The sequence below is a fragment of the Alteromonas sp. genome (genome assembly GCF_984505615.1).
In genome coordinates this window covers 131,256-152,383 of record NZ_CFHOXV010000005.1, presented here as the reverse complement: position 1 = coordinate 152,383, position 21,128 = coordinate 131,256, and the positions used below count along the sequence as shown (strand labels likewise).

Genomic DNA, 21,128 nt, shown 5'->3' with positions numbered 1-21,128 from the left:
AATACATTAAGCTTAAGCATTGGTTGTCATCATAACGAAAGTTGTAACGGATAAACATGAGTAAAATCGATCCCGCCAAAACATTGCCGCAAATCAAACACCGGGAAATTGTTGCCCGCAGTCGTTTATTTAAAGTCGAAAGGCTGGATCTTACTTTCTCAAACGGTGCCGAGCGTCAGTTCGAGCGCATGGCTGGTAGCGGCCGTGGCGCTGTGATGATTGTGCCGATGTTAGATGACAATACTATGGTGCTTATCCGCGAATATGCGGCGGGTACGCATACCTACGAGCTGGGTTTTCCGAAGGGTCTTATTGATCCGGGTGAATCCCCCGTTGAGGCAGCAAACCGTGAGCTCCAGGAAGAAGCAGGTTACGCCGCCCGCGACCTGAACGTAATTCATACCGTCAGCATGGCCCCCACATTTTTCAATGCAGAAATGACCATTGTTCTCGCCAGGGATTTATATCCGCAAACACTTGAAGGTGATGAACCGGAGCCGCTGGAGGTGGTCAACTGGCCTCTCAGCCAGGCAGATGAACTTCTCGGCCGGGAAGATTTCAAAGAAGCCCGCTGCGTCGCCGCCTTGTTCTTAGCTCAGAAGTGGTTAAAGGAGCAATAACATTATGCCAGACGACACCCGCGCCTCCTTACTGGAGATAGCCAAACGCATTGCTGTTGAAGCCGGCGAAGCGGTACTTAAAGTTTACGACAAAGGCGATTTTGACGCCTACACCAAAGATGATGAGTCACCGGTAACCAGTGCCGACTACCTCGCCAACGACATCATCAACAAGCGCCTGCTTGAAGCTACCCCTGACATTCCGATCCTGTCTGAAGAAAACAAACACGCCAGCCTTGCTGAGCGCGAAACATGGCAGCGTTACTGGCTTATCGATCCCATTGACGGCACGCAGGAGTTTATCGCCCGAAGCGGTGACTTCGCCGTGAATATTGCCCTTATCGAGAACAATGAACCTACTATAGGTGTCATATTCTGGCCTCCCGGACAATCACTTTATTACGCCAGCAAAGATGCCGGCGCATTCAAGGAAAGTCCGGATGAGCACAAACAGATCCACGTCAGGAAGCTGGATGATCCCCATGAAAGTGTGGTGATGATTGCCATCAGCCGCCGTCAGTCACGGGACAAAGTGTTTTCCCGCATGTGTGCGAAACGGGTTTATCAAACGTTACCTTTGGGTAGCTGCTCGTTGAAATCATGCTTTATTGCCGAAGGCAAAGCTGATGTATTCATGCGTATAGGCATTACCGGCGAATGGGATACAGGTGCATCGCAATGCATCGTGTCGGAAGCCGGTGGCAGCATCCTGGCGGCAAACTTTGAGCCACTGACTTATAACCAGCGTCATACACTGGAAAACCCGGACTTTGTGGTGCTTGGTGATCAACGGGTCCCCTGGCAAGACATTGTCCAATATGAAAAAGGAGCGAAGGAATGATGAAACGAACGTTACTGGCATTATCGGCGTGTATTGCTTTACCGGCCTCAGCGGCATGGACGTTAGACAGCGATACGTCCAGCCTGCATTTTTTATCTACCAAGAATGCCCAGATAACGGAAGTTCACAGCTTCGATGAATTATCCGGCACACTCAGCGATGGTGGTCAGTTATCTGTTACCGTTCCGCTGACCAGTGTGAACACCAGTATTGAATTGCGTGATACCCGCATGCAGGAAATGCTGTTTGATACCACGAACTTTGCTAATGCCACCTTCACTGCAGATGTTCCTGCTGAACTGATGAAGCTGAAAAAAGGAAGCAGCACGACGGGCTCTGTAACCGGTGAACTGGATTTACACGGCGTAAAAGCGCCGGCTACCTTTCAGGTGATTGTCAGCAAGCTGGCCAATGACAAGTTAACGGTATCTACCACAGCCCCGACTGTGATTAACGCTTCTTCTTTTAAACTGGAAGGCGGTATTCAGGCACTTCAGGATGTCGCCAAGTTAAGCAGCATCACACTGGCTGTCCCGGTGACATTTTCGGTCACGTTTGAAGAGTAACATTCTCTTTTTGCCATTAATAACGGACAAAGCCGGCAACACGCTTTGTCCGTTACCATTATTTACGCATCTGGCTTACTGAACCCTGTCAGAACAAACTTCTGCACCCGCTGTCCGGTAGACACTTCGGACGTATACAGATTACCGTCCTTATCCGTCTCAATGCTGTGTAACCAGGTAAACTCACCGGCATAACGACCGTTCCTGCCAATACTTCCCAATACCTCGTAGGTGTCGTGCCAGAGGATCCAGATACGCCCGTTCATCATATCTGCCACGTAGAGATACTTATTGTCGGGAGAGAAAGCGACAGCTGTGGCGGTGCCCAGACCGCCTGTTTCAGCGGCAATTTCCAGATTTTTTTCGAACAGAACCTGTCCTTCATCATTTTTTCTGAAGATCTGAAGTCGGTTGTTTCGCCGGTCGCACACATAAATTCTGCCGTCCTGAGACTTATCTACACAGTGGACAATGTCACCAAAATGCTCAGCCCCCGTGGACAAATCTCCGTTTCCGGATGCTGCCTGAGAAGTATCAAAACTTCCTTCACGGGTACCGCCGCCGGGCGCGTTACCCCATGCCCCCCAGGCCTGTTCAAAGTCCAGTTCCTGTTTACCTAGCCTGACTACACGCTTGTTAATATAACCATCAGCAATCATCACATCCGTGTCATCAACCACAATGTCTGCCGGGTTGCCAAGATAGTGTTCAGACGTATTACCATCCGTTTTTCCTGCTTCCCCGAACGCCTTTACAAATTCACCGTCGCGGGTATAGCTGAAAATTTGATGATCGCCTTTCCCATTGCCGCCTATCCACACTTTGCCCTCAGCATCGACATATAAACCATGCACATTCTCAGGCCAAGGACGGTCGCCTTCCGGCCCTCCCCATGAATTAAGTAACTTACCTTCAACAGAAAACTGCATGACGAAAGGTGCCGGCTCACAACAACTGGCAGAACCATTTGTCAGACCCAGTGACAGATTTGGAATAGATGCCGGGCGGTGCAGTACCCAAACGGTGTTATCACGTTTGTCCACAGCCAGCCCCGCCACCTGTCCTGTCAACCAGGTTTCCGGTAACGCCGGCCAGGCGGGATCCACTGCAAATTGAGGAATGGCATAACCGGAAGAAACATTTTTTGAGTGACTGACAACGGGTATTGTCGTCATGCTTTCACTTTCTAACGGCTCTGCCTGAACACTCATCCAGGCGCCGCTGAAAGCCCATAGCATAGCCGCACGACGCAGCTTTACAGGTGATGAAATTGAAACAGCTCTCATAAGCACACTCCCCGGGGTTGACGAATTTTTAGCCTAAGGGTTCAGCCTGCTATTGTGTACAAGAATTCGACGAGTAGCCGGTTTCTTCTGCTATTTTATGAGTTTACTGTCTTTGATAACGGAAGGGTTACCAGGCAGTAACCCCCGTCAGAAAGGATATCAGGCTGCGTGTTTCGCCTTTGGCCGGCTTTGAGCAAATTCTGCAATCTGGCCGTCTGTTAAGCGTTTTGGTAAAGGCGGAGCTTTGAGATCCTGCACGAACATGGTCTGATGGGTTTCGTCGGGCAAAACCGGTTGCAGTGCAGGATAACCTGCAATTTCTTCTGCTGAGATAGTTGCCATGTGCTCACGTACTTCCACCAGCACCGGGGCTTCTTTTATCTCTTCCTGAATCACAAAGATCCCCAACCTACGGCAGGTTTTGCCAAACGACAAGCTGCTGGTTAAACGGATAATGGGCGCTGCAAACACCATACCGGTTAATACCGGCAGCAACCACAGGAACAGCGAAGGCGTGAAATAGAAAGTCACACCGGCCCAGATTAACCCCAAAGTGGTCATTGTTGCGGCTTTAGAAATAGCGACTTTCCATGGCACCATACGTCCTTCACGGGTTTGCGCTTCCCACTTTACCTGGTGACCAATGAATACGCTGATCACGAAGTAACTGTGGAAGAACATCATCATAGGCGCGATAAGTACGGCCATAAACAGCTCGATAAGCGCACCGGACATGAGCCTGAAAGCACCACCAAAATCTTTTCTGCGCTGTATAAGCGCCAGAATAACGCCCAGCATTTTCGGCATGAACAGCAAGGCAATGGTGCCGTAAAGCGTGGCTATCATTAACCCCTCGTGGACAATTTGCCATTCGGGGAATAATTGGTGGGCAGAAGTAAAATACACCGGGTCGATAAGCGCTTTAACCAGCGCATCGGCAGTCCCCGCCATGAGCATCATAAATAACAGCAGCGACGACATGTAAGCAAAGGCACCGAAAGCAAAGTGCAACCGGTTCGTAGCTTTAAGTCCCTTAGTGCTTAACAATCCTAAGTGTTGAATATTCCCCTGCACCCAGCGACGGTCGCGGATAGCGTAATCTACCATGTTGCCGGGTACTTCTTCGTATGAGCCGTCAGTGTCGGTGATGAGATAACACTCCCATCCGGCACGGCGCAATAGTGCCGCTTCCACAAAATCGTGACTCAGTACATCGCCGCCAAACGGTGCCCTGCCTTTGAGGGTAGGTAAGCCACAGTGCTGCATAAAAGGCTGCACACGGATGATGGCATTGTGACCCCAATAATTCGCGCTGTCTGTCTGCCAGAACGACAAACCGGTGGCCAGCATCGGGCTGTAGAGGTGCGCAGCAAACTGCACAAAACGCCCGAAGAATGTGTCCTGACGTACAGGCATGGGAATAGTCTGAATCATTGCCGCTTCAGGGTTAGCTTCGATACGGCGGGTCATATCCAGCACGCGGTGAGCAGACATAACACTGTCGGCATCCAACACCAGCATCGATTCGTACTGACTGCCCCAGCGCTCACAAAAATCGGTGATGTTACCTACCTTACGGCCCCAGTTATCTTCGCGGCGGCGATAAAAAATTTGTTGGCTTTGTTCGCCAAGACGGGAAATAAGACGCTGCCAGGCTTTAAGCTCCGCTTCGGCTTTCTCCTTATCCTGGGTATCGCTCAACATATAAAAATCGTATTTGTCTGCGTACGGGGTATCAAGAATGGCTTTCACACACGCTTCGAAGCCAACGATAATGCGATCAGTATCTTCGTTGTACACCGGCATGACGATAGCGTGGCGTTGGGTGACGGGCGCCTGATCATCAGAGGCTTTCAATTCCCGGCGGAGTGATAACGGGTCGATATGAAAAAGCTTCAGCAGAAAGCCGATAACAGAGGTCCAGAATGACCAGGTCAGCCAGATGAACAGCACCATACTCAGTGCCAGCTGTATCATTTCCAGCGGGGTAAACCGGTTGGGCCGGAAAATTTCAAACAGGCTGTAACCGGCAAGGGCCGTAGACACTATGGTCAACAGCCCCATCAGTACCAGCCGCCAGCGGCGGCCGTTTACTTTTAATATTTTGTCTTTCGTGGCTACGTTGTCCGGTGCCACGGTGTTTTCCCCGGGATCATTGTGGCTCATACACATAGCTCCAAATTTCGCTCATTTGCGTTTCGTTCTGATTTAAAAACATGCGCATATCGACAACCGCTTCGCCGTCGGGAATGACCAGAAATGTCACGCGAACACTTTTATCACTATCTACCTTATACACTCTGGCCTGCTCGACCTTGCCGTTAGTGGCGTCTAAAATCAGATCCACCTCATCAGGATTCAGCTTCATACCTTCCGGTAAAGTGAAATCAACAACAAACCGGCGTACATTTCGCTCTTCAGTAGTTTCAAAGCCGGGCAGCTGACTGATACCCTGACGGGTTCTTTCCACTGTCGCCAAACCATAAGGCATTGGCTGCTTTTCAACCGTCTTCAGTTCATATTCAAAGTAACGGTTTTCACCGGCATTGAACGGCTTCTCAGGCACCCAGTAAGCCACGATATTGTCGTTCACTTCTGAGTCAGTAGGAATTTCCACGATTTCCAGCTTACCTTTGCCGAACCCTTTTTTCGGGGTTACCCACAAGCTCGGGCGCAGATGATAGTTCGCCTCGGCATCGAGATAATTAGCAAAGTCTGTATCCCGCTGCAGCACACCAAAGCCTTTGGGAGCCACATCGCTCAGCGACGTGATTTGTAATTTTGTTGGGTTAGTCAGAGGACGCCAGATAATTTCCCCGCTATTGTTGAGCATCATCACCCCGTCACTGTCATGCACTTCAGGGCGATAGTCATCGCGGCGGATTTGCGAGTTTTCGCCGTAAAGGAACATGCTGGTAAATGGTGCGACGCCAAGCTTACCCACATTCTCCCGGGCAAATATCCAGCTTTTTACCTGCATGGTGGTGTCTTTACCCGGCATGATTTCAAAACTGTAAGCACCCGCAACAGACGGGCTTTCTAAACGGGCATAAATCTTAATGGGCTGACCTTCACGGGGCTCAACCACCCAGAACTTGGTAAAATGAGGAAATTCCTCGCCATCCGGCATCGCCGTATCGATGGCAAGGCCGCGGGCTGAAATGCCATAAACCTGATTTTTGCCTACTAAACGAAAATACGAAGCGCCGAGAAAAACGGCGAATTCGTCTTTGTATTCTTTGTTTTTAATAGGGTAATGCAAACGAAATCCGGCATAGCCGGATTTTGCATCGGTCAGACCGGCCAGCGGCTCTGCATTCTTTTCATAGATGAAATTTTTGCTGTCAAAGGGTACGGTATGTTCACTGTTGTCCGGAGCAATGGTGACCACTGTGACAGGTTGCTGATAGAGAAAGCCCGGGTGAAAAAATTGCATTTCATAATCATGCTCACCGTGCCACAAGGATTTCTCAGGGTTAAAGCGAATTTGACGATAGGTTTCGTAACCGATGTTTTTCAATTCGTCTGCCAGATTGTGATCATTAACCACATAATCACGTGTAGCATTTTTTTGCGCCGATTCAATAACGCGATTCAAAATAGGTTTGCCTTCAGGCAGGTTTCCGGTAGCCGTTTCATCCGCCAGGCTTAATGTACTGAAGCCCACACAAATGCAATATACAAAGGCGCGCATTACCGCGGGACTGATTGAGAAAAAAGCGCAAAATGATGCGACGAATGAAGTAAAAGATGGTGTCGTAATTTCCGTGTTATTCGCTAACTGTAATTGCGGCAGCATGGTTGACTGACTCCGGTTCAAATTTTCCTAACGGGAATATTCCGTTTCTTATTGACCGGATGAGTGCAAAAGGTGATCCAAGTCGTTAGGATCACATATTTGCGATATTTTTCATAACCTTACCGAATCCGTCCGTAAAAGTGTGTAGAGAGTGCACAGCAAGTATTACAGACCACCGGGTAAAACAGGGGAACCTGTCTGCTCAGACAGACACTAAGGTAGTATGAACATTGAACACCATGCTTCAGACTGAGACGATCCCTCCTGACCTCACGTTAAAACACCAGCCTCGCGGTAATTAATATTGATATATAAAACATAGTCTTACTGAATTATACAAGTAGAAAATAGCGCCAACGATGACCGGATTGGCAAAAAGATTGCTGAACAGGCCACTGACAGTGGATTTTCTTTTTGCATATTTAAGGAGTTTTCTATGCGCTTCACTAAAACTTTTACCGCTTTTGTTGCTGCAACCACACTATCTTCTGCGGCAATGGCTGCATCACCGAACTGGCGCTTCGCTGAGGGCGGGTATACAAATGCCGAAATTGGCCGCGCAGATTTTGACGGACTTGACCTGGGTGCCACATATTTACTGGAAAACAATATTTATGTTACCGGCGATTACAGCATGCTGGATGAAAGTGGTACCGATCTGGACTTACTGACATTGGGTGCTGGTTACCGGCTGCCTCTGAACAGTTTCACCGATGCCTATTTCGGTCTCAACTATGAACGTGCAGAGGTGGAAAACAACGAAGACAGCGGTTACTCCCTGAATGCCGGTGTGAGATCCATGGTAACTGAACAGGTAGAGCTGCAGGGTGAACTGGGTTACTACGATATCGATGACGGTGATGTCACGGTAAAAGTTGGTGCTAATTACTACTTCTCACCCCGCTGGGCTGTGGGTGCAAGCTATGAAAAAATTGATGATTTGGATATTACACAACTGAACGCCCGTTATACGTTCTGAGTATGAACGCCGTTTGAAAGGAAGGACGTGTTTTCACGTCCTTTTTTATTATGTGCAGTACAAAATCTCCTGACCGTTCAGTTATGTGAATGACTCAACAGGGGCATCGAATTGGCGTAGACAAACATTTTGTTATTAATTAATCTAACTCTAATAACAACCAATTATTGAACTACCGTGTTAAATCCTGTCTGGTTAGAAACATTTCGTACACTTATCGACATCGGCCACTTCACACAAACTGCTGAAGCCCTATCTATGACGCAACCGGGCGTGAGTCAGCACATCCGCAAGCTGGAAGATGCCTGCGGCTATCCGCTTCTCAAGCGGGACACCAGACATTTCGTGATGACAGAGCAGGGCAGACAAATCTACGAATATGCCTGCGCTAGAAAGGCTGAAGAAACAAAGTTAATGGCGAGTCTGAACGCAGATGATCCGTATTCGGGGGTGTGTAATCTCGCCTGCTCAGGTGCACTGGCTATGCACCTTTACCCGTCAATACTTGCCTTACAGAAAGCTCATCCGGGGTTAATCACCCAACTGGAAGCCGCACCGAATAACCGTATTCTGGAAGGGATCCATTCGGGCTCACTGGATATTGGCATTGTTACCCGGCTACCCGATCCACATCTTTACGACGCAGAGAGCTTCGGCAAAGAACATCTTTCTCTCGTTCTTCCCGTTGAATACGAAGGAAGTCAGGTAACCGCTGCATTACTGAATAAAATCGGCCTGATCAAACACCCGGATGTATACCATTACCTCGGCCTGTTTTTGTCTGCCTGTGGTGATGAAGAACTGAGTAAAATCAAACCGGACAGCATTACCGCCTCCGGCTATGTGAATCAGATTGGTCAAATTTTGTTGCCCGTTACCTTTGGGCTGGGATTTACAGTGCTGCCACATTCAGCCGTAAAACCGCTGGCCGATGCTGGAAAAGTCTATGTACCGGTGATGCCCGAACCGGTTTTTGAGCCGCTTTACTGGATTTGGCAGCATCAGCGCAACCTACCGGCGAGATTTACAACCCTGTTTACGAGCCTGAAAGATGCGTGAGGACCTTTGCTGTTCTGCGCCTTGTGATTATTAACGCGAGCATTAGCACTGCACCTGCAGCGGTAGCCAAAATATCCATGACGTCGAATGTTCTTTCCGGAATGTAAGGCTGGATACATTCATAAATAATAAGACCGGCGGTTACACCTGAAAGACTTTTAAATTCCTGCGAGGGGTAAAGTAAAAGATATAAGGACGTGGTAATAACCACAGCACAAGCATTCGGCAGGGAATTGAGAAATAGAGATGAGCTGGTCTCACGCAGCGAATAACCATATTCGCAGCAGTGCCAGGCAACTAGCCCTGTCAGAAAATACCACAACCTGAAAGCTGATAGTTTTGAAAGAGAGGCCGAAAGCACCTCTCTGTAAAGCATGCTCAACTTCACCTTTAAGCAAATGCCTTCCGCGCTCTGCCAGACCAGTAATTGATACTGGATTTAGCTGAATCCCAGCTGTTCCGGAAATAGCGATCGATGCCTTCCTTGCCACCCATCGCATCATACATGTAAGCGCCCACGAGCCCTAAAGCGAGGGCTGGTAAAACTGCGCCTGATACTGTTTGTACTTCATCTTCCTTAAGCTCTCTCATTGATATAATCCTTTAAATTGAAATTAGAAAATCAGTGATATCCGGGTAGATGAGCAGTTCATCTTTTCACCGCGGATAAGAGGAGAATATCAATTGCTTCAGAGCGGTTAAACCGGGCGGACGGACAGCTTCAGGCGTCTTCTTCACTTTCCCGGTAATCACCTTTTTCGCGGATATTTACCGAGTCGTGGAGTTCTGAATAAACCAGCACAACGTCACCCTGCTTCAGTGCTGCCAGTACCTGTTCCACTTTGTCTTCAAAGCTCGCTTCAACCTCGCCGTAATCAGTACCTTCGCGAAGCACAAAGGATTCGACAATGTTACGCAGCGTGTCTTTCTCTAACGCGTCAATGGGGATAATCATGCTTGCCTCACTTTGCTGGCTGAACTGGCAGAAACTCAGAAAAATAGTCTACGGCGCGCTGCTGCAGCCAGACCACCGGTCGCAGAAAGCCGCCCTGCATAAAGCCTACATGGCCACCAAACTCACTGAGTTCAAGGGTTACATTGCGGGACAGTGCAGTAGCATCCGGCACAATCGACGGACTCATAAAAGGATCGTCCAGACTGTGGACAATTAACGTGGGACAATGAATGGCACTCAGGAAAGGATACGCACTGCATTTCTCGTAGTAATCCTGCGCATCCTTAAAGCCGTGTAAGGGTGCCGTCACTTTTTCATCGAACTCCCGGAACGACGACAGCTTGCCTGCCTGCTCAACCGTCAGCGATAACAAATCTTTGTAGTCCAGCTTACGCATTTTACTTGTCAGCGTAGCCTTCATACTCTTTAACAGGTAGTTCTGGTAAACCTTCGAAAAACCCTCGCCAATGCTGTCACTGCACGCATCCAGCTTTACCGGCGCCGACACAGCCATGGCGGCCTGCAGCCATTTCTGACCGGGGTTTTCACCCAGCAATTTAAGTAACATGTTGCCGCCCAGCGAGAAGCCGATGGCGACTTTCGGCACGTCCGGGAAACGCTTGTCCAGCCAGTCTAAAAAGAACGCCGGGTCTTCTGTTTCGCCGGAGTGATAAGCGCGGGGCTGACGGTTGACTTCACCACTGCAACTCCTGAAGTGCATCATAACCACCTGCCAGCCCTGTTCGCTGAGCGCGGCCATCATGTCGTTGGCATAGTGAGAACGGATACTGCCTTCAAGGCCGTGAAACATCACAACCATGCCCTGCATATCTTGTGGTTCAGGTCCCCAGGCGAGATCAAGAAAGTCGTCGTCGGGCGTGTTTATCCGCTGCCAGGTGTATGAAACCGGTCTGCGTTTCTGAAAAAATCGCGGCCAGATAGTTTGAATATGACGGTTACGGGCCCACCATGATGGTTCGAAATGACTGCGGCGAACAACGCCATGACCATGTTCAGGTGTATGCATGAATTACTTCGCGGTGCTGTGCAGAGACTGAATCACTGACGTAAGGTATTTAACCGCCTGAGGTTGCTGGCGCAACTTGAATAAATTCACAAAACTGGCAATGCTGCCGTTCACCCCCTGAACCGGCACATATTCTACAGACAGCCGGTTGTACATGGTAGTAAGTGCTTCCTGCTGCTGCATTTCAAGATCCAGTTCTTCCCGTTTCAGGGCGTCATAGGCTTTTTCATTAAACGGACTGGCCTGTCTTGCTGCACGGCGTTTTTCACGGTGAGCCACAAGTAAACTCTCAGTTTCAGCGATAGCCGCATGCAGCACCTGCCACTGGTTCAATGTAACAATACCGCCGTTGTCCATACACCAGCACAACAGCAGCAACATATTCACGTTTACGCCGAAGTCATCCTGCAACGCAATCGCTGTGGCAGCGACGTTATCCCGTCCGTAAACATCTAAACTGTATTGCCAGAAGGTGTCAGTATTCAGATTCATAAGTGGCTTTTGCCGCCTCCATTGCTTCCTGGGCGTCGAGCCATGCCATTTCATGCTCTTCCATCGCCTGTTTCAACGTTGTCTGTTCATCAAGCAGTGCCATCAGCCTGGCCTTGTTTTGCTCTTCGTATAACGTGGTATTGCTTAACGACGTTTCCACGTCAGAGAGCTTGGCTGACGTGGTTTCCATGGCTTTTTCATGCTTTTCAATCGCCTTTTTCAGCGGTGCGACTGACTGACGAAACTCAGCTTCACGACGTTTTTCCGCTTTGCGATCTACCTTCGGTTTATCGGTTTGCTGCTTCGCCGCTTTCTCTTCATTTTGCTGGGATAAAATCCAGCTGCGGTAATCTTCCAGATCACCGTTAAAAGGCTCAACCTGACCACTGTCGACCAGATAAAAGTCTTCACAAACAGAGGTCAGCAGGAAGCGGTCGTGTGACACCAGTACCATCGCGCCTTCGAACCCCTGCAAGGCCATGTTCAGTGCATGACGCATTTCCAGATCGAGGTGGTTGGTCGGCTCATCGAGTAACAATAAATTGGGCTTCTGATAAACGATCAACGCCAGTACCAGACGTGCTTTCTCGCCGCCGGACATAGGTGCAACAGGTTCCAGGGCCTGGTCACCATGAAAACCGAAGCCTCCCAGGTAATCCCGTAACTGTTGTTCGGTAGCCTGCTTATCTAACCGCTGAAGATGCAAAATAGCAGAGGCTTTGGGATCCAGTGTTTCCAGTTGATGCTGGGCAAAATAGCCCACGTTAAGCCCTTTGGCAGTGGTAAACGAGCCTTGCATCGGATCGTGCACACATGCGAGCAGTTTGATCAGTGTCGATTTCCCCTGACCATTGCGTCCCAGCAACCCGATGCGACTGCCCGGCACCAGATTCAGTTTGACGTTGTTAAGAATAACCTTGTCGCCATAGCCCAGTTGAATATCCCGCATCTGAATAAGCGGGTTCGGCAGACCGGTTGGCTCAGCAAATTCGAAATTAAAGGCACTGGCAGCATGTGCCGGCAAAATTTGCTCCATGCGCTCGAGTTGCTTGATACGGCTTTGCGCCTGTTTAGCTTTACTGGCTTTGGCTTTAAAGCGGGTAATGAAAGACTCAAGATGAGCGATTTTATCCTGCTGTTTCTGGTATTCGATATTCTGTAAGCGGAGTCGTTCTGCACGCTGCTTTTCGTAGGAAGAGTAATTGCCTGTGTAGGCAATAAGTTGTTGCTGTTCGACACTGACGATTTGCGCCACAGTATTATCAATAAATGCCTTATCGTGAGAGATAAGAATCAGCGTTCCTGAATAGCGTTGCAGCCATTTTTCTAACCAGATAACGGCATCTAAATCGAGGTGGTTGGTCGGTTCGTCCAGTAACAGCAAGTCAGAAGGACAAAGCAGCGCCTGCGCCAGATTGAGCCGCATGCGCCATCCACCTGAAAAATCAGTCACCGGTGCTGACAGCTGAGCGGTTGAAAAGCCCAGACCCGCAAGAATGGTAGCCGCCCGCGCTTCTACGTCGTAAGCGCCTGCATGTTCCAGCTGACCATGCAGTTGTCCCATAGCTTCGCCATCCTGCTTCGCTTCGGCTTCAGCCAGTTTAGCCTGTAACCCGCGCAGTAATTTGTCACCGTCAATCACGTAATCTATCGCACAGCGGTCGGTGGCCGGCGTTTCCTGCGCCACGCTGACGATGCGCCAGTGTGCAGGCACCTGACAATCGCCGGCATCAACCTGTAATTCTCCGCGAAGTAAAGCAAATAAACTCGACTTACCACAGCCATTGCTGCCGATCAGAGCGGTTTTGTGTCCGGGGAATATTTGTGTACTGGCGTTTTCAAGTAGCACTTTGCTACCACGCATCAATGTAACGTCAGATAAGGTGATCATGCCTGCGCAGTTGTCCTGTGATTTAAGCGGCGTATGATAGCAAACTCCCCCGGCGATGGCTTGTATTTCACTCATTAGTCGCCATAATCCAGCAAGAAGAAATTGTTGTAACCTGCGGAGTAATCATGGCTGAACGCAAAAGAAAACGCTTTATCGCCGGCGCAACCTGTCCCAAGTGTCAGGCATTGGATTCCATCATGTTGTTTTTTGAGAACAATGTGGAAAAACTGGAATGCGTTAAGTGCGGATATTCGCAATCGCAAACCGACGACAAAGTAGAAGCGAAAACCCGATCTGATGAAAATGTGATTGGTGTATTTAAGCCACACTGATTTGTTAAAGTTACCCGCCGGAGCAGGAAAAGGGTGAGCGTTTATGCTGCACGGACCTGCCCGACTGCCCGATTTGAGCTCATGTTTCCTTCTAAAACAAACTGTTAACTCTATAACCCTGTAGCATTTCCCTCTTTACATTCGCTGGCACGCCACTTGAATCGATAATAAATACCTCCGGATTATTTATTTTTCATTTAAGCGCGGACTGATCATGGCCAGACATAAAACCAGAACCACATTAAAAGCACTCGCGATCCTCGCCGGGCTGCTGATAATTGTCCGCATCAGTTTGCCTTTTGCAGCTCAGTGGTACATCAACGACGTACTGGATGAAGGGGAAGAATTTACCGGTAGTGTTGGTGATGTGGACATTATGCTGTGGCGCGGCGCTTACAGTCTGGATGACGTGGTTATTCTGAAACGGACCGGTGAGGTAGAACAACCGTTCTTTGAAGCAAAGCAGGTAGAATTCAGCCTGTTGTGGAATGCCCTGCTGGATAAAGCACTGGTAGCGCAGGTCAATCTTACCGCACCGGAGCTAAATTTCGTAGACGGTAAAAGTGATGCTGAAAGTCAGTCAGGTGAAAATGAAAACTGGCTTTATCTGGCGGATCAGTTAGTGCCGCTTAAGGTTGACCGCTTTGAAATCCGCCGGGGTATTGTCCGGTTCATCAACCCGGATTCAGAGCCCGCCGTTAACATTGAGCTGCACGATATTCATGCTGTAGCAAGAAATCTGGTTAACAGCCGCTCTTTGTCAAAAGATCTCATTGCCACCATCGAAGCCAGCGGGAATACAGAGCAACAAGGCACCATTACGCTGTCAGGCTCACTGAATCCGGCAACAAAGAATCCGACCTTCGATGTCAATCTGCAGGCCAACGATGTGGCGCTGGTGAATTTTAAAAACTTCCTCGATACCTACGCCCCCTTCGATTTAGAAGCCGGTACATTAGAACTGGCGCTGGAGCTGGCCAGCGACGACGGAGAAATATCAGGCTACGCCAAGCCTATTCTGCATCAGGTTGAGGTTTTTTCATGGAAAGGTGATATCGAAGAAGATGACGATGGCTTCTTTCGCGGACTCGCTGAAGCACTGTCAGCTTTCATTGCGGAATTATTCGAAAACCAGAGTGAAGATCAGATAGCCACACGCATTCCCATTTCCGGCTCATTGAATGATGTGGACACACCGGTTCTCGCGACGATTGGTGGCATTCTGAAAAATGCATTTATTCAGGCTATTAACGGTAACCTTGAAGACAGTGTGCAATGGCGTGACGCCGAAGAGGCAAAAGAAGAGAAAGAACAGGAAGCCGCCGGTGAAGAAAACCCGCGCCCTGATCCACAGTAACCGGCAGGGATGAGTCAGCTTACCACCACCCGCTCAGCTGCTCAGGACGTCACAGCCTTCTTGCGCGGACGTCCGCGCTTACCTTCCGTCAAACGACGACCGGTAACCTGTTCAATGCGTTTGATGAAACCGGGATCTCCCATAGCCAGTCCCATTTTCAGTGACTTGGCAATATCCGCATCCAGATCGTTATTCTGGTGCTGCAAGTGCTGCAAATGCAGTGCTCTTCGTTGTTCCGGTTGTTTTGCTGTTCGTTCGTAAGCACTGTGAGGTGTTACCATGGTGTTGGGTAACCCCAGCGCATTGGTACTGACACTTGACCAGGCGTATTGTTCAGGTGTGCTGCACAACGCTTCATTTACCGGCTTCTGCTCTATGAAGCGGTACACCTCCAAAAGCAGCTCATCATCTAAAACCAGTGCTGATTTATAACGATCACGCCAGATTGCCCCGCTGGTGCCATACCGCTGGTGAAAGTACTGCGCATAAAGTCGCCCGGTTGCCTGCAGCATTAATGAGATACCATCACCGGCCGCGGGGGTGCACAGAAAAAGAATGCTGTCTTTACCTGCAACCCAGGCGTGCATTGCCACTTTATAACGCTGTGCATAACGGCCGAGATAATCGAGATAGGTCAGCCTGTCAGTGTCATCCCGAAACGGGGACACACCTTTTCGTCCTGTTCGCTGGACGAGTTGCGGAATACCTGCCGGAGACGTTCTTAACTTTCTGGCCATGAAAAGTGCTTCGTTATGTCATTTAACGGGTCGTTTTCTTAGCTTAGACAAGATTCAGGCAATTATCTAAAACAATCAACAGATTATTTCACTGCCTGCACTGACAGGTGTTGCAGACAGGCTTAATAGTGAGGAGGCGGAGTTTCGTCTGACAGCTTAGCAATATTAGACGGTTCAAAGCCTTTGACTTTCTCCATCATAAAACGCAACTGTACCTGCATTTTCTCGATTTGATATTGTTGAGACGTCAATGCTTCATTCAACGTATCAATTGTATGTTCCTGGAACGCTACCTTGGTCTGCAATTCCTCAATTTCCTGCATGGCGTGTTCCAGCGTAAGTGTGTCGCTCATTCTTCAATTGCCCATAATTCAGCTAAACCACTGCTGCTCTCAGACAGCAGTGTATTGTTACCCATAAACCCGACGGCATACACCACAGCGGTTGCCGGTCTCGTACCTTCTTTCGCCGCTACTTTCCATTCGCCGGTCTGCTCACCGGTTCTGACGTCCCACATGTAGATACTGCGTGAAGGTGAACCGGTAAGTAAATGCTTACCATCTTCAGAGAAAACGGCATCAGTAAATATTTTCTGGCGCGCAATATACTTCAGGTTGCTGATCTGCGCACCTGTTTGTGCATCCCACACCTTAGAGCCTTGTTTACTGTCTGCAGTAAATACGTAGCGTCCGGCATCGTCCAGCGCCACTTTAGAAATACGGCTGCTGTGAGTAAAGGTATGGATAATTTGCCCGGTCTGCGTACTCCATAGATACGCCACATAGTCGTTACCACCGGTAAGGGCATATTCACCGTTGGGTGAAATATCCACAGAGTTGATGCGTTCCTGGTGACCCAGAAACTCAAGTCGCCGTCCGGTTTCCGGCTCAAAGTACATGACTTTACCGCTGGAGCGGCCAACGAGGATCCCTTTGCCATTATTGGTTACCGCCACATCGCGGATTGTCGATTCATCAATGCGCCAGAATCCTACCGGCTCACCACTTTCAATGCTCCATAACGCAAAGGCTTCGCGGTCTGATGTCACCACAAATTTATTGTCAGCGGAAATATGAATAGCCAGAACCAGATTGTTACCTTCGCTCTGGTGCTGCCAGTGAAACAGCACATTGTCATCTAAATTGTGCCAAACGTTGATACCGTTATCGACACCGGATACCACGCTGTACTCACCGTTCGGGGATATGTCTGCTGCATAAGCGCCGTCTTCTGCATGCCACCACTGGTTAACCGGGGTGGTATCAGGCACAGTACATGCGGTTACTGAAAAAAGTAAAAACGCCAGTAATGGCATTGTTTGGAACAATCGTCGATGAATCATGTCTTACAGGTTTCGCTTTATATGCAGCCGTGTTTACCATAGCATGGAACAGTTAGGGTCGGATGACCTTAATATCAATTTAGCAAAATGATTTTACTTTGATCGGTTTGCTAAATTGATTAGTTTATACCTTATAACACAAGCCAGTCGTCCCCGTGCGGTGCGACGAACATAATATTAGAATGGAGAAGTTTATGCGTAAGTCGCTTGTCGCCTTATCAACCGTTGCTGCTTTAGGTCTTTTTGCCTGTCAGCCAAATACAAATGAGCAGTCTAAAGAAGCTGCGGCAAAAGAAGCACCTGCACAGGGTACAGCCGCTGCGGACATGACAGACGAACAAAAGCACGCCTACGCAATGGGTGCAAGCATGGGCGTATTCATCACGACCCGAGCAAAGCAGCAGGAACAGGTTGGTTTACCGCTGGATATTGAAACGCTGAAACAGGGTTTCACTGACGCTCTGGGCGAAAACATGAAGTTCAGCCGTGCTGAAATTCAGCAATTTGCTCAGGCCGGTGAAGAAGCCATGCGTGCCAAGCAGCAGGAAATGGCAGCAAAAGCAGCAGAAGAGAATATTCAGCTGGGCGCTGATTACCTGGCAGAAAACGCTAAGAAAGAAGGCGTGACTGTGACTGATTCAGGTCTTCAGTACGAAGTGATTGAAGAAGGCACCGGTAAGAGCCCTGAAGCCACTGACACAGTTAAGGTTCACTACCACGGTACGTTGATTGACGGTACTGTGTTCGATTCTTCATACGAGCGTAATGAGCCGGTTACTTTCCCGCTTAACCGCGTTATTCCCGGCTGGACCGAAGGTGTTCAGTTAATGAAAGAAGGTTCAAAATTCCGTTTCGTTATTCCAGCGGAACTGGCCTACGGCGAACGTTCTACCGGTCTGATCACGCCTAACTCAACGCTTATCTTCGATGTTGAGTTGATTGAAGTAGTGGACACTGAAGAAGGCGAAACAGAGTAATTTGTTTCTCTCTCCGGCCACGCCGGAAACAGAATTGAAAACGGCCCTTAACGGGCCGTTTTGTTATTCACTGTAAAACGGATAATCGATATATCCCTTTTCTTCACCTGCGTAGAATGTATCCGGATCCGGCTCGTTCAACGAAACGCCTTTTTCAAGACGCAATGCCAAATCGGGGTTAGCGATGTAAGGCCGGCCAAAAGCAACGGCATCTGCGTAACCTGATTCCACAGCCTGTTTGGCTGACAGGTAATCATAGTCCCCGTTAGCGATATAAAATCCCTGCCAGTGTTCCCGCAATGTGACAAGCGTCGCAAGATCTTCGTTACTGGCGGGCATACCCGGGAAGCGCTCAACCATATGCAGGTAAGCCAGATTCAACGGATTTAAGAAGTTTATCACCTCTCTGAATGTCGCCAGCGGATCGCTGTCAGCGATATCATTTTGATTACCAACCGGTGACAGCCGGATACCCACCTGCGACGCATCCCAGACTTTGAGTACCGCACGGGTGACTTCTTTTAGAAAGCGCAGTCTGTTTTCGATACTGCCGCCATATTCGTCGTCCCGCAAATTCGTCTTATCACGGATGAATTGATCAATCAGATAGCCGTTGGCAGCATGTATTTCCACGCCGTCGAAACCAGCCTCACGGGCATTCTCAGCAGCTTTCTGATAATCAGCAATGGTTGACTGAATGTCGCTGACAGTCATCGCCTCCGGTTCAGACGCCGGACGCTTTTCGCCATCAAAAAACACATCAACATCCGGTTTTACCGCTGACGGAGCCAGCGGCTTCTGATTATCAGGCTGAAAGTGGCTGTGGCTGATACGGCCTACATGCCACAGCTGAAGAAACACTTTTCCTCCCTCAGCGTGCACAGCTTCTGTGATTTCCCGCCATTTCGATACCTGGTCAGCGCTGTAAATGCCGGGAGTCCGGATGTATCCCTTACCCTGCGGATTGATTTGGGTGGCTTCGCAAATGATGAGTCCTGCCGTTGCACGCTGCTGATAATAAGTCAGCGTCATATCTGCTGGCACATCGGTGGTATCGTCAGCGCGACTGCGGGTGAGCGGCGCCATAAAGATGCGATTATTCACATCCACATTGCCCATACGGGCAGATTCAAATAGTGATTTCATATTAGCTTCCCTGAATTACACGTGTTGCTGGTCGTGTTTACCTTCCCGCAATTCTTCAATGATTTTTTTATTGAAGGCTGGCAGGTCATCCGGTGTTCTGCTGGTAACTAACGCCTGGTCGCACACCACTTCTTCATCAACCCAGATGCCTCCGGCATTTTTTATGTCTGTTTTTAAACTGGGAAATGACGTTACTTTACGGTTGTGAAGTACATCAGCTTCGACAAGCATCCACGGGCCATGACAAATAGCAGCTACAGGTTTGTGCTGTTTAAAAAAGTCTCTTACAAATGATACAGCGGCGGTGTCGGTTCTCAGCGTATCAGGGTTTTGAACGCCACCCGGAAGAATAAGACCATGATAATCACCGGCTTTAACGTCAGCGACTAGCTTGTCCACTTTAAATTTGTCACCTTTTTCATCATGGTTCATACCCTGAATTTCACCGCTTTCCAGAGATATGACCGAGACCTCAGCACCTTCAGCTTCCAGTGCTTCTTTGGGCGAAGTCAGTTCAACTTGCTCAAATCCGTCCGTTGCCAGAATAGCAACGTGTTTGCCTTGTAACTTCTTAGTCATTGATAGTTCTCCTTATCAGATAGTAATTTCCCTACGCACCTGATCATCGGGAAGTTTAGTTACAAACATTAAATCTGCCGGCGGCCAGAACGAAACAACCCCCTCACGAAGGAGGGGGTTGTTGTATCAAAAGTTACCTCTGTCAGCTCTGTATCAGCTGTTATCTGACAATAAATGTCTGCGACGCTCCGGTCTCTTCCTTAACGTAGCGTAGTGGCGGATCATCATATGACCAACTTTATAAGCGGCGATACCACCCACCAGCAACGCTGCAGTTTTCACACTGTTAATGTGAACTAAAATATCTATCATCCCGATGGAGAACAGAATAACGCCGGTGAGAAACAGCAGAAAGCCGGCAATAGTAATACCGTTTGACGTGAAGGACTGACCACCACGTTTTACTTCTGTCTGAGTTTGCTCATGCTGCATAATGTTATTCACTCGATTTATTCCATGTTAATAATGGATATTACTACGACATTTCATTTACAAATTTGTTCAATATTCATGCAAACAATCTGCATAAGCTTGTAAAAGTTATGCACAATTACCACATTGCAAACTAGTTATCGACGTAATTTTAGTTTTGATTAGCTGAAAAAACAAAAACATAGCGAAAAAGCAAATGCGAACACCGCTTATTACCCGGAATGGGTACCGAAAGTTACAGGCAGAGCTGGATCATCTCTGGCGTGAAGAAAGACCGGAGACAACACGCAAAGTCACCTGGGCAGCGAGCCTCGGAGATCGTAGTGAGAATGCTGACTATCAGTACAATAAAAAACGTCTGCGGGAAATCGACCGCAGGGTCCGCTACTTGCGTAAGTGTCTGGAAAATCTGAAAGTTGTGGATTACTCGCCGCAACAGGAGGGCAAAGTGTTTTTTGGTGCCTGGGTCGAAATTGAAAATGAAGACGGCAAAACCATGACCCTCCGCATTGTCGGCTATGATGAAATTTTCGGCCGCAAGGACTATATCTCGGTGGATGCGCCGATGGCCCGCGCACTCATCGGAAAAGCCACCGAAGATGAAATTTTTGTCAAAACCGAAGCAGGCAACTTTGAGTGGTGGATAAATAAGATTTGGTACGACAAGGACGACCGGATATAGGCTTTCAGACGCATTACGGGCCGGCTTAT

Annotated in this window: 23 protein-coding genes; 9 read left to right on the top strand and 14 right to left on the bottom strand. The window is 48.8% G+C overall.

The window, feature by feature from the left end; genetic code table 11:
- Nucleotides 1-56: 56 nt before the first annotated feature.
- From nudE to AC4PME_RS05670, 3 genes are read left to right on the top strand one after another with little or no spacing between them, the layout of a single operon-like run.
- Nucleotides 57-620 (top strand): ADP compounds hydrolase NudE, encoded by a 564-nt coding sequence (gene nudE, locus AC4PME_RS05680; RefSeq protein ID WP_491044794.1) that lies wholly within the window; start codon nt 57-59, stop codon nt 618-620.
- Between the two features lie 4 nt (nt 621-624).
- Entirely contained in the window at nt 625-1,461 is an 837-nt protein-coding gene (cysQ, locus tag AC4PME_RS05675) for a 3'(2'),5'-bisphosphate nucleotidase CysQ (RefSeq protein ID WP_491044795.1), read from the top strand.
- Nucleotides 1,458-2,027, top strand: a complete 570-nt coding sequence (locus tag AC4PME_RS05670) for a YceI family protein (protein WP_119503110.1) — start codon at nt 1,458-1,460, stop codon at nt 2,025-2,027. The genes cysQ and AC4PME_RS05670 overlap by 4 nt, the downstream gene beginning before the upstream one ends.
- Before the next feature lie 62 nt (nt 2,028-2,089).
- Here AC4PME_RS05670 and AC4PME_RS05665 read toward each other — a convergent pair whose 3' ends face one another.
- The 3 genes from AC4PME_RS05665 to AC4PME_RS05655 form a co-directional block, all read right to left on the bottom strand.
- Entirely contained in the window at nt 2,090-3,313 is a 1,224-nt protein-coding gene (locus AC4PME_RS05665) for an NHL repeat-containing protein (protein ID WP_491044796.1), read from the bottom strand.
- Nucleotides 3,314-3,472: 159 nt separating this feature from the next.
- Complete coding sequence (gene mdoH, locus AC4PME_RS05660; protein ID WP_491044797.1) at nt 3,473-5,479, bottom strand: glucans biosynthesis glucosyltransferase MdoH; 2,007 nt, start codon at nt 5,477-5,479, stop codon at nt 3,473-3,475.
- The gene (locus tag AC4PME_RS05655) at nt 5,466-7,112 is read right to left on the bottom strand and encodes an OpgD/OpgG family glucan biosynthesis protein (protein ID WP_491044798.1); all 1,647 of its coding nucleotides are present in this window, start codon (nt 7,110-7,112) and stop codon (nt 5,466-5,468) included. The genes mdoH and AC4PME_RS05655 overlap by 14 nt, the downstream gene beginning before the upstream one ends.
- Nucleotides 7,113-7,548: 436 nt before the next feature.
- On the opposite strand from AC4PME_RS05655, the gene AC4PME_RS05650 reads away from it, so the two are divergent.
- Together AC4PME_RS05650 and AC4PME_RS05645 are read left to right on the top strand one after the other, a co-directional pair.
- On the top strand, nt 7,549-8,091 hold the full coding sequence (locus AC4PME_RS05650; RefSeq protein WP_119503113.1) for an outer membrane beta-barrel protein: 543 nt from the start codon (nt 7,549-7,551) through the stop codon (nt 8,089-8,091).
- Between the two features lie 177 nt (nt 8,092-8,268).
- Nucleotides 8,269-9,150 carry a LysR family transcriptional regulator gene (locus AC4PME_RS05645; RefSeq protein ID WP_491044799.1) on the top strand — a complete coding sequence of 294 codons (882 nt, stop codon included), beginning with the start codon at nt 8,269-8,271 and terminating at the stop codon, nt 9,148-9,150.
- Between the two features lie 390 nt (nt 9,151-9,540).
- Here AC4PME_RS05645 and AC4PME_RS05640 read toward each other — a convergent pair whose 3' ends face one another.
- The 5 genes from AC4PME_RS05640 to AC4PME_RS05620 all read right to left on the bottom strand — a co-directional run bounded on the left by AC4PME_RS05640 (nt 9,541) and on the right by AC4PME_RS05620 (nt 13,515).
- Nucleotides 9,541-9,741 carry a hypothetical protein gene (locus AC4PME_RS05640; RefSeq protein WP_474864910.1) on the bottom strand — a complete coding sequence of 67 codons (201 nt, stop codon included), beginning with the start codon at nt 9,739-9,741 and terminating at the stop codon, nt 9,541-9,543.
- Nucleotides 9,742-9,871: 130 nt separating this feature from the next.
- Nucleotides 9,872-10,105: a YheU family protein gene (locus tag AC4PME_RS05635; RefSeq protein WP_303572428.1), complete on the bottom strand. Its 234-nt coding sequence runs from the start codon at nt 10,103-10,105 to the stop codon at nt 9,872-9,874.
- A 7-nt stretch (nt 10,106-10,112) separates the two neighbouring features.
- Nucleotides 10,113-11,132: a hydrolase gene (locus AC4PME_RS05630; RefSeq protein ID WP_491044801.1), complete on the bottom strand. Its 1,020-nt coding sequence runs from the start codon at nt 11,130-11,132 to the stop codon at nt 10,113-10,115.
- A 3-nt stretch (nt 11,133-11,135) separates the two neighbouring features.
- The gene (locus AC4PME_RS05625) at nt 11,136-11,624 is read right to left on the bottom strand and encodes a TIGR02444 family protein (protein WP_161599196.1); all 489 of its coding nucleotides are present in this window, start codon (nt 11,622-11,624) and stop codon (nt 11,136-11,138) included.
- Nucleotides 11,608-13,515, bottom strand: a complete 1,908-nt coding sequence (locus tag AC4PME_RS05620) for an ATP-binding cassette domain-containing protein (protein ID WP_491044895.1) — start codon at nt 13,513-13,515, stop codon at nt 11,608-11,610. Before AC4PME_RS05620 ends, AC4PME_RS05625 begins: the two co-directional genes overlap by 17 nt.
- 125 nt (nt 13,516-13,640) lie before the next feature.
- Between AC4PME_RS05620 and AC4PME_RS05615 the strand changes: the two genes are divergently transcribed.
- Together AC4PME_RS05615 and AC4PME_RS05610 are read left to right on the top strand one after the other, a co-directional pair.
- Nucleotides 13,641-13,847, top strand: a complete 207-nt coding sequence (locus AC4PME_RS05615; protein WP_119503119.1) for a YheV family putative zinc ribbon protein — start codon at nt 13,641-13,643, stop codon at nt 13,845-13,847.
- Between the two features lie 214 nt (nt 13,848-14,061).
- Nucleotides 14,062-15,204: a DUF748 domain-containing protein gene (locus tag AC4PME_RS05610; protein WP_491044802.1), complete on the top strand. Its 1,143-nt coding sequence runs from the start codon at nt 14,062-14,064 to the stop codon at nt 15,202-15,204.
- Between the two features lie 41 nt (nt 15,205-15,245).
- Here AC4PME_RS05610 and AC4PME_RS05605 read toward each other — a convergent pair whose 3' ends face one another.
- From AC4PME_RS05605 to AC4PME_RS05595, 3 genes are all read right to left on the bottom strand, one after another.
- Nucleotides 15,246-15,941 (bottom strand): transposase, encoded by a 696-nt coding sequence (locus tag AC4PME_RS05605; RefSeq protein ID WP_150154341.1) that lies wholly within the window; start codon nt 15,939-15,941, stop codon nt 15,246-15,248.
- A gap of 122 nt (nt 15,942-16,063) precedes the next feature.
- Nucleotides 16,064-16,294 carry a SlyX family protein gene (locus AC4PME_RS05600; RefSeq protein WP_303572434.1) on the bottom strand — a complete coding sequence of 77 codons (231 nt, stop codon included), beginning with the start codon at nt 16,292-16,294 and terminating at the stop codon, nt 16,064-16,066.
- Nucleotides 16,291-17,256, bottom strand: coding sequence for a WD40 repeat domain-containing protein (locus tag AC4PME_RS05595; RefSeq protein ID WP_491044896.1), 966 nt, complete (start codon nt 17,254-17,256; stop codon nt 16,291-16,293). The genes AC4PME_RS05600 and AC4PME_RS05595 overlap by 4 nt, the downstream gene beginning before the upstream one ends.
- Before the next feature lie 221 nt (nt 17,257-17,477).
- On the opposite strand from AC4PME_RS05595, the gene fkpA reads away from it, so the two are divergent.
- Nucleotides 17,478-18,260: an FKBP-type peptidyl-prolyl cis-trans isomerase gene (fkpA, locus tag AC4PME_RS05590; RefSeq protein ID WP_303572435.1), complete on the top strand. Its 783-nt coding sequence runs from the start codon at nt 17,478-17,480 to the stop codon at nt 18,258-18,260.
- A gap of 63 nt (nt 18,261-18,323) precedes the next feature.
- On the opposite strand, the gene AC4PME_RS05585 is transcribed toward fkpA, so the two are convergent.
- The 3 genes from AC4PME_RS05585 to AC4PME_RS05575 all read right to left on the bottom strand — a co-directional run bounded on the left by AC4PME_RS05585 (nt 18,324) and on the right by AC4PME_RS05575 (nt 20,429).
- Nucleotides 18,324-19,406: an alkene reductase gene (locus tag AC4PME_RS05585; RefSeq protein ID WP_119503125.1), complete on the bottom strand. Its 1,083-nt coding sequence runs from the start codon at nt 19,404-19,406 to the stop codon at nt 18,324-18,326.
- 15 nt (nt 19,407-19,421) lie between these two features.
- A complete protein-coding gene (locus tag AC4PME_RS05580; protein WP_119503126.1) occupies nt 19,422-19,985 on the bottom strand; it encodes a type 1 glutamine amidotransferase domain-containing protein in 564 nt (187 codons plus the stop codon).
- A gap of 153 nt (nt 19,986-20,138) precedes the next feature.
- Nucleotides 20,139-20,429 carry a hypothetical protein gene (locus AC4PME_RS05575; RefSeq protein ID WP_119503127.1) on the bottom strand — a complete coding sequence of 97 codons (291 nt, stop codon included), beginning with the start codon at nt 20,427-20,429 and terminating at the stop codon, nt 20,139-20,141.
- 184 nt (nt 20,430-20,613) lie between these two features.
- Between AC4PME_RS05575 and greB the strand changes: the two genes are divergently transcribed.
- Nucleotides 20,614-21,099: a transcription elongation factor GreB gene (greB, locus tag AC4PME_RS05570; RefSeq protein WP_119503128.1), complete on the top strand. Its 486-nt coding sequence runs from the start codon at nt 20,614-20,616 to the stop codon at nt 21,097-21,099.
- The last annotated feature ends 29 nt before the right edge of the window (nt 21,100-21,128 follow it).

What these genes read in the sequence shown, in the direction of transcription:
- nudE (WP_491044794.1), top strand. Translation starts at nt 57, where the DNA reads ATGAGTAAAATCGATCCCGCCAAAACATTGCCGCAAATCAAACACCGG.
- cysQ (WP_491044795.1), top strand. Translation starts at nt 625, where the DNA reads ATGCCAGACGACACCCGCGCCTCCTTACTGGAGATAGCCAAACGCATT.
- AC4PME_RS05670 (WP_119503110.1), top strand. Translation starts at nt 1,458, where the DNA reads ATGATGAAACGAACGTTACTGGCATTATCGGCGTGTATTGCTTTACCG.
- AC4PME_RS05665 (WP_491044796.1), bottom strand. Translation starts at nt 3,313, where the DNA reads ATGAGAGCTGTTTCAATTTCATCACCTGTAAAGCTGCGTCGTGCGGCT.
- mdoH (WP_491044797.1), bottom strand. Translation starts at nt 5,479, where the DNA reads ATGAGCCACAATGATCCCGGGGAAAACACCGTGGCACCGGACAACGTA.
- AC4PME_RS05655 (WP_491044798.1), bottom strand. Translation starts at nt 7,112, where the DNA reads ATGCTGCCGCAATTACAGTTAGCGAATAACACGGAAATTACGACACCA.
- AC4PME_RS05650 (WP_119503113.1), top strand. Translation starts at nt 7,549, where the DNA reads ATGCGCTTCACTAAAACTTTTACCGCTTTTGTTGCTGCAACCACACTA.
- AC4PME_RS05640 (WP_474864910.1), bottom strand. Translation starts at nt 9,741, where the DNA reads ATGAGAGAGCTTAAGGAAGATGAAGTACAAACAGTATCAGGCGCAGTT.
- AC4PME_RS05635 (WP_303572428.1), bottom strand. Translation starts at nt 10,105, where the DNA reads ATGATTATCCCCATTGACGCGTTAGAGAAAGACACGCTGCGTAACATT.
- AC4PME_RS05630 (WP_491044801.1), bottom strand. Translation starts at nt 11,132, where the DNA reads ATGCATACACCTGAACATGGTCATGGCGTTGTTCGCCGCAGTCATTTC.
- AC4PME_RS05625 (WP_161599196.1), bottom strand. Translation starts at nt 11,624, where the DNA reads ATGAATCTGAATACTGACACCTTCTGGCAATACAGTTTAGATGTTTAC.
- AC4PME_RS05620 (WP_491044895.1), bottom strand. Translation starts at nt 13,515, where the DNA reads ATGATCACCTTATCTGACGTTACATTGATGCGTGGTAGCAAAGTGCTA.
- AC4PME_RS05615 (WP_119503119.1), top strand. Translation starts at nt 13,641, where the DNA reads ATGGCTGAACGCAAAAGAAAACGCTTTATCGCCGGCGCAACCTGTCCC.
- AC4PME_RS05610 (WP_491044802.1), top strand. Translation starts at nt 14,062, where the DNA reads ATGGCCAGACATAAAACCAGAACCACATTAAAAGCACTCGCGATCCTC.
- AC4PME_RS05605 (WP_150154341.1), bottom strand. Translation starts at nt 15,941, where the DNA reads ATGGCCAGAAAGTTAAGAACGTCTCCGGCAGGTATTCCGCAACTCGTC.
- AC4PME_RS05600 (WP_303572434.1), bottom strand. Translation starts at nt 16,294, where the DNA reads ATGAGCGACACACTTACGCTGGAACACGCCATGCAGGAAATTGAGGAA.
- AC4PME_RS05595 (WP_491044896.1), bottom strand. Translation starts at nt 17,256, where the DNA reads ATGCCATTACTGGCGTTTTTACTTTTTTCAGTAACCGCATGTACTGTG.
- fkpA (WP_303572435.1), top strand. Translation starts at nt 17,478, where the DNA reads ATGCGTAAGTCGCTTGTCGCCTTATCAACCGTTGCTGCTTTAGGTCTT.
- AC4PME_RS05585 (WP_119503125.1), bottom strand. Translation starts at nt 19,406, where the DNA reads ATGAAATCACTATTTGAATCTGCCCGTATGGGCAATGTGGATGTGAAT.
- AC4PME_RS05580 (WP_119503126.1), bottom strand. Translation starts at nt 19,985, where the DNA reads ATGACTAAGAAGTTACAAGGCAAACACGTTGCTATTCTGGCAACGGAC.
- greB (WP_119503128.1), top strand. Translation starts at nt 20,614, where the DNA reads ATGCGAACACCGCTTATTACCCGGAATGGGTACCGAAAGTTACAGGCA.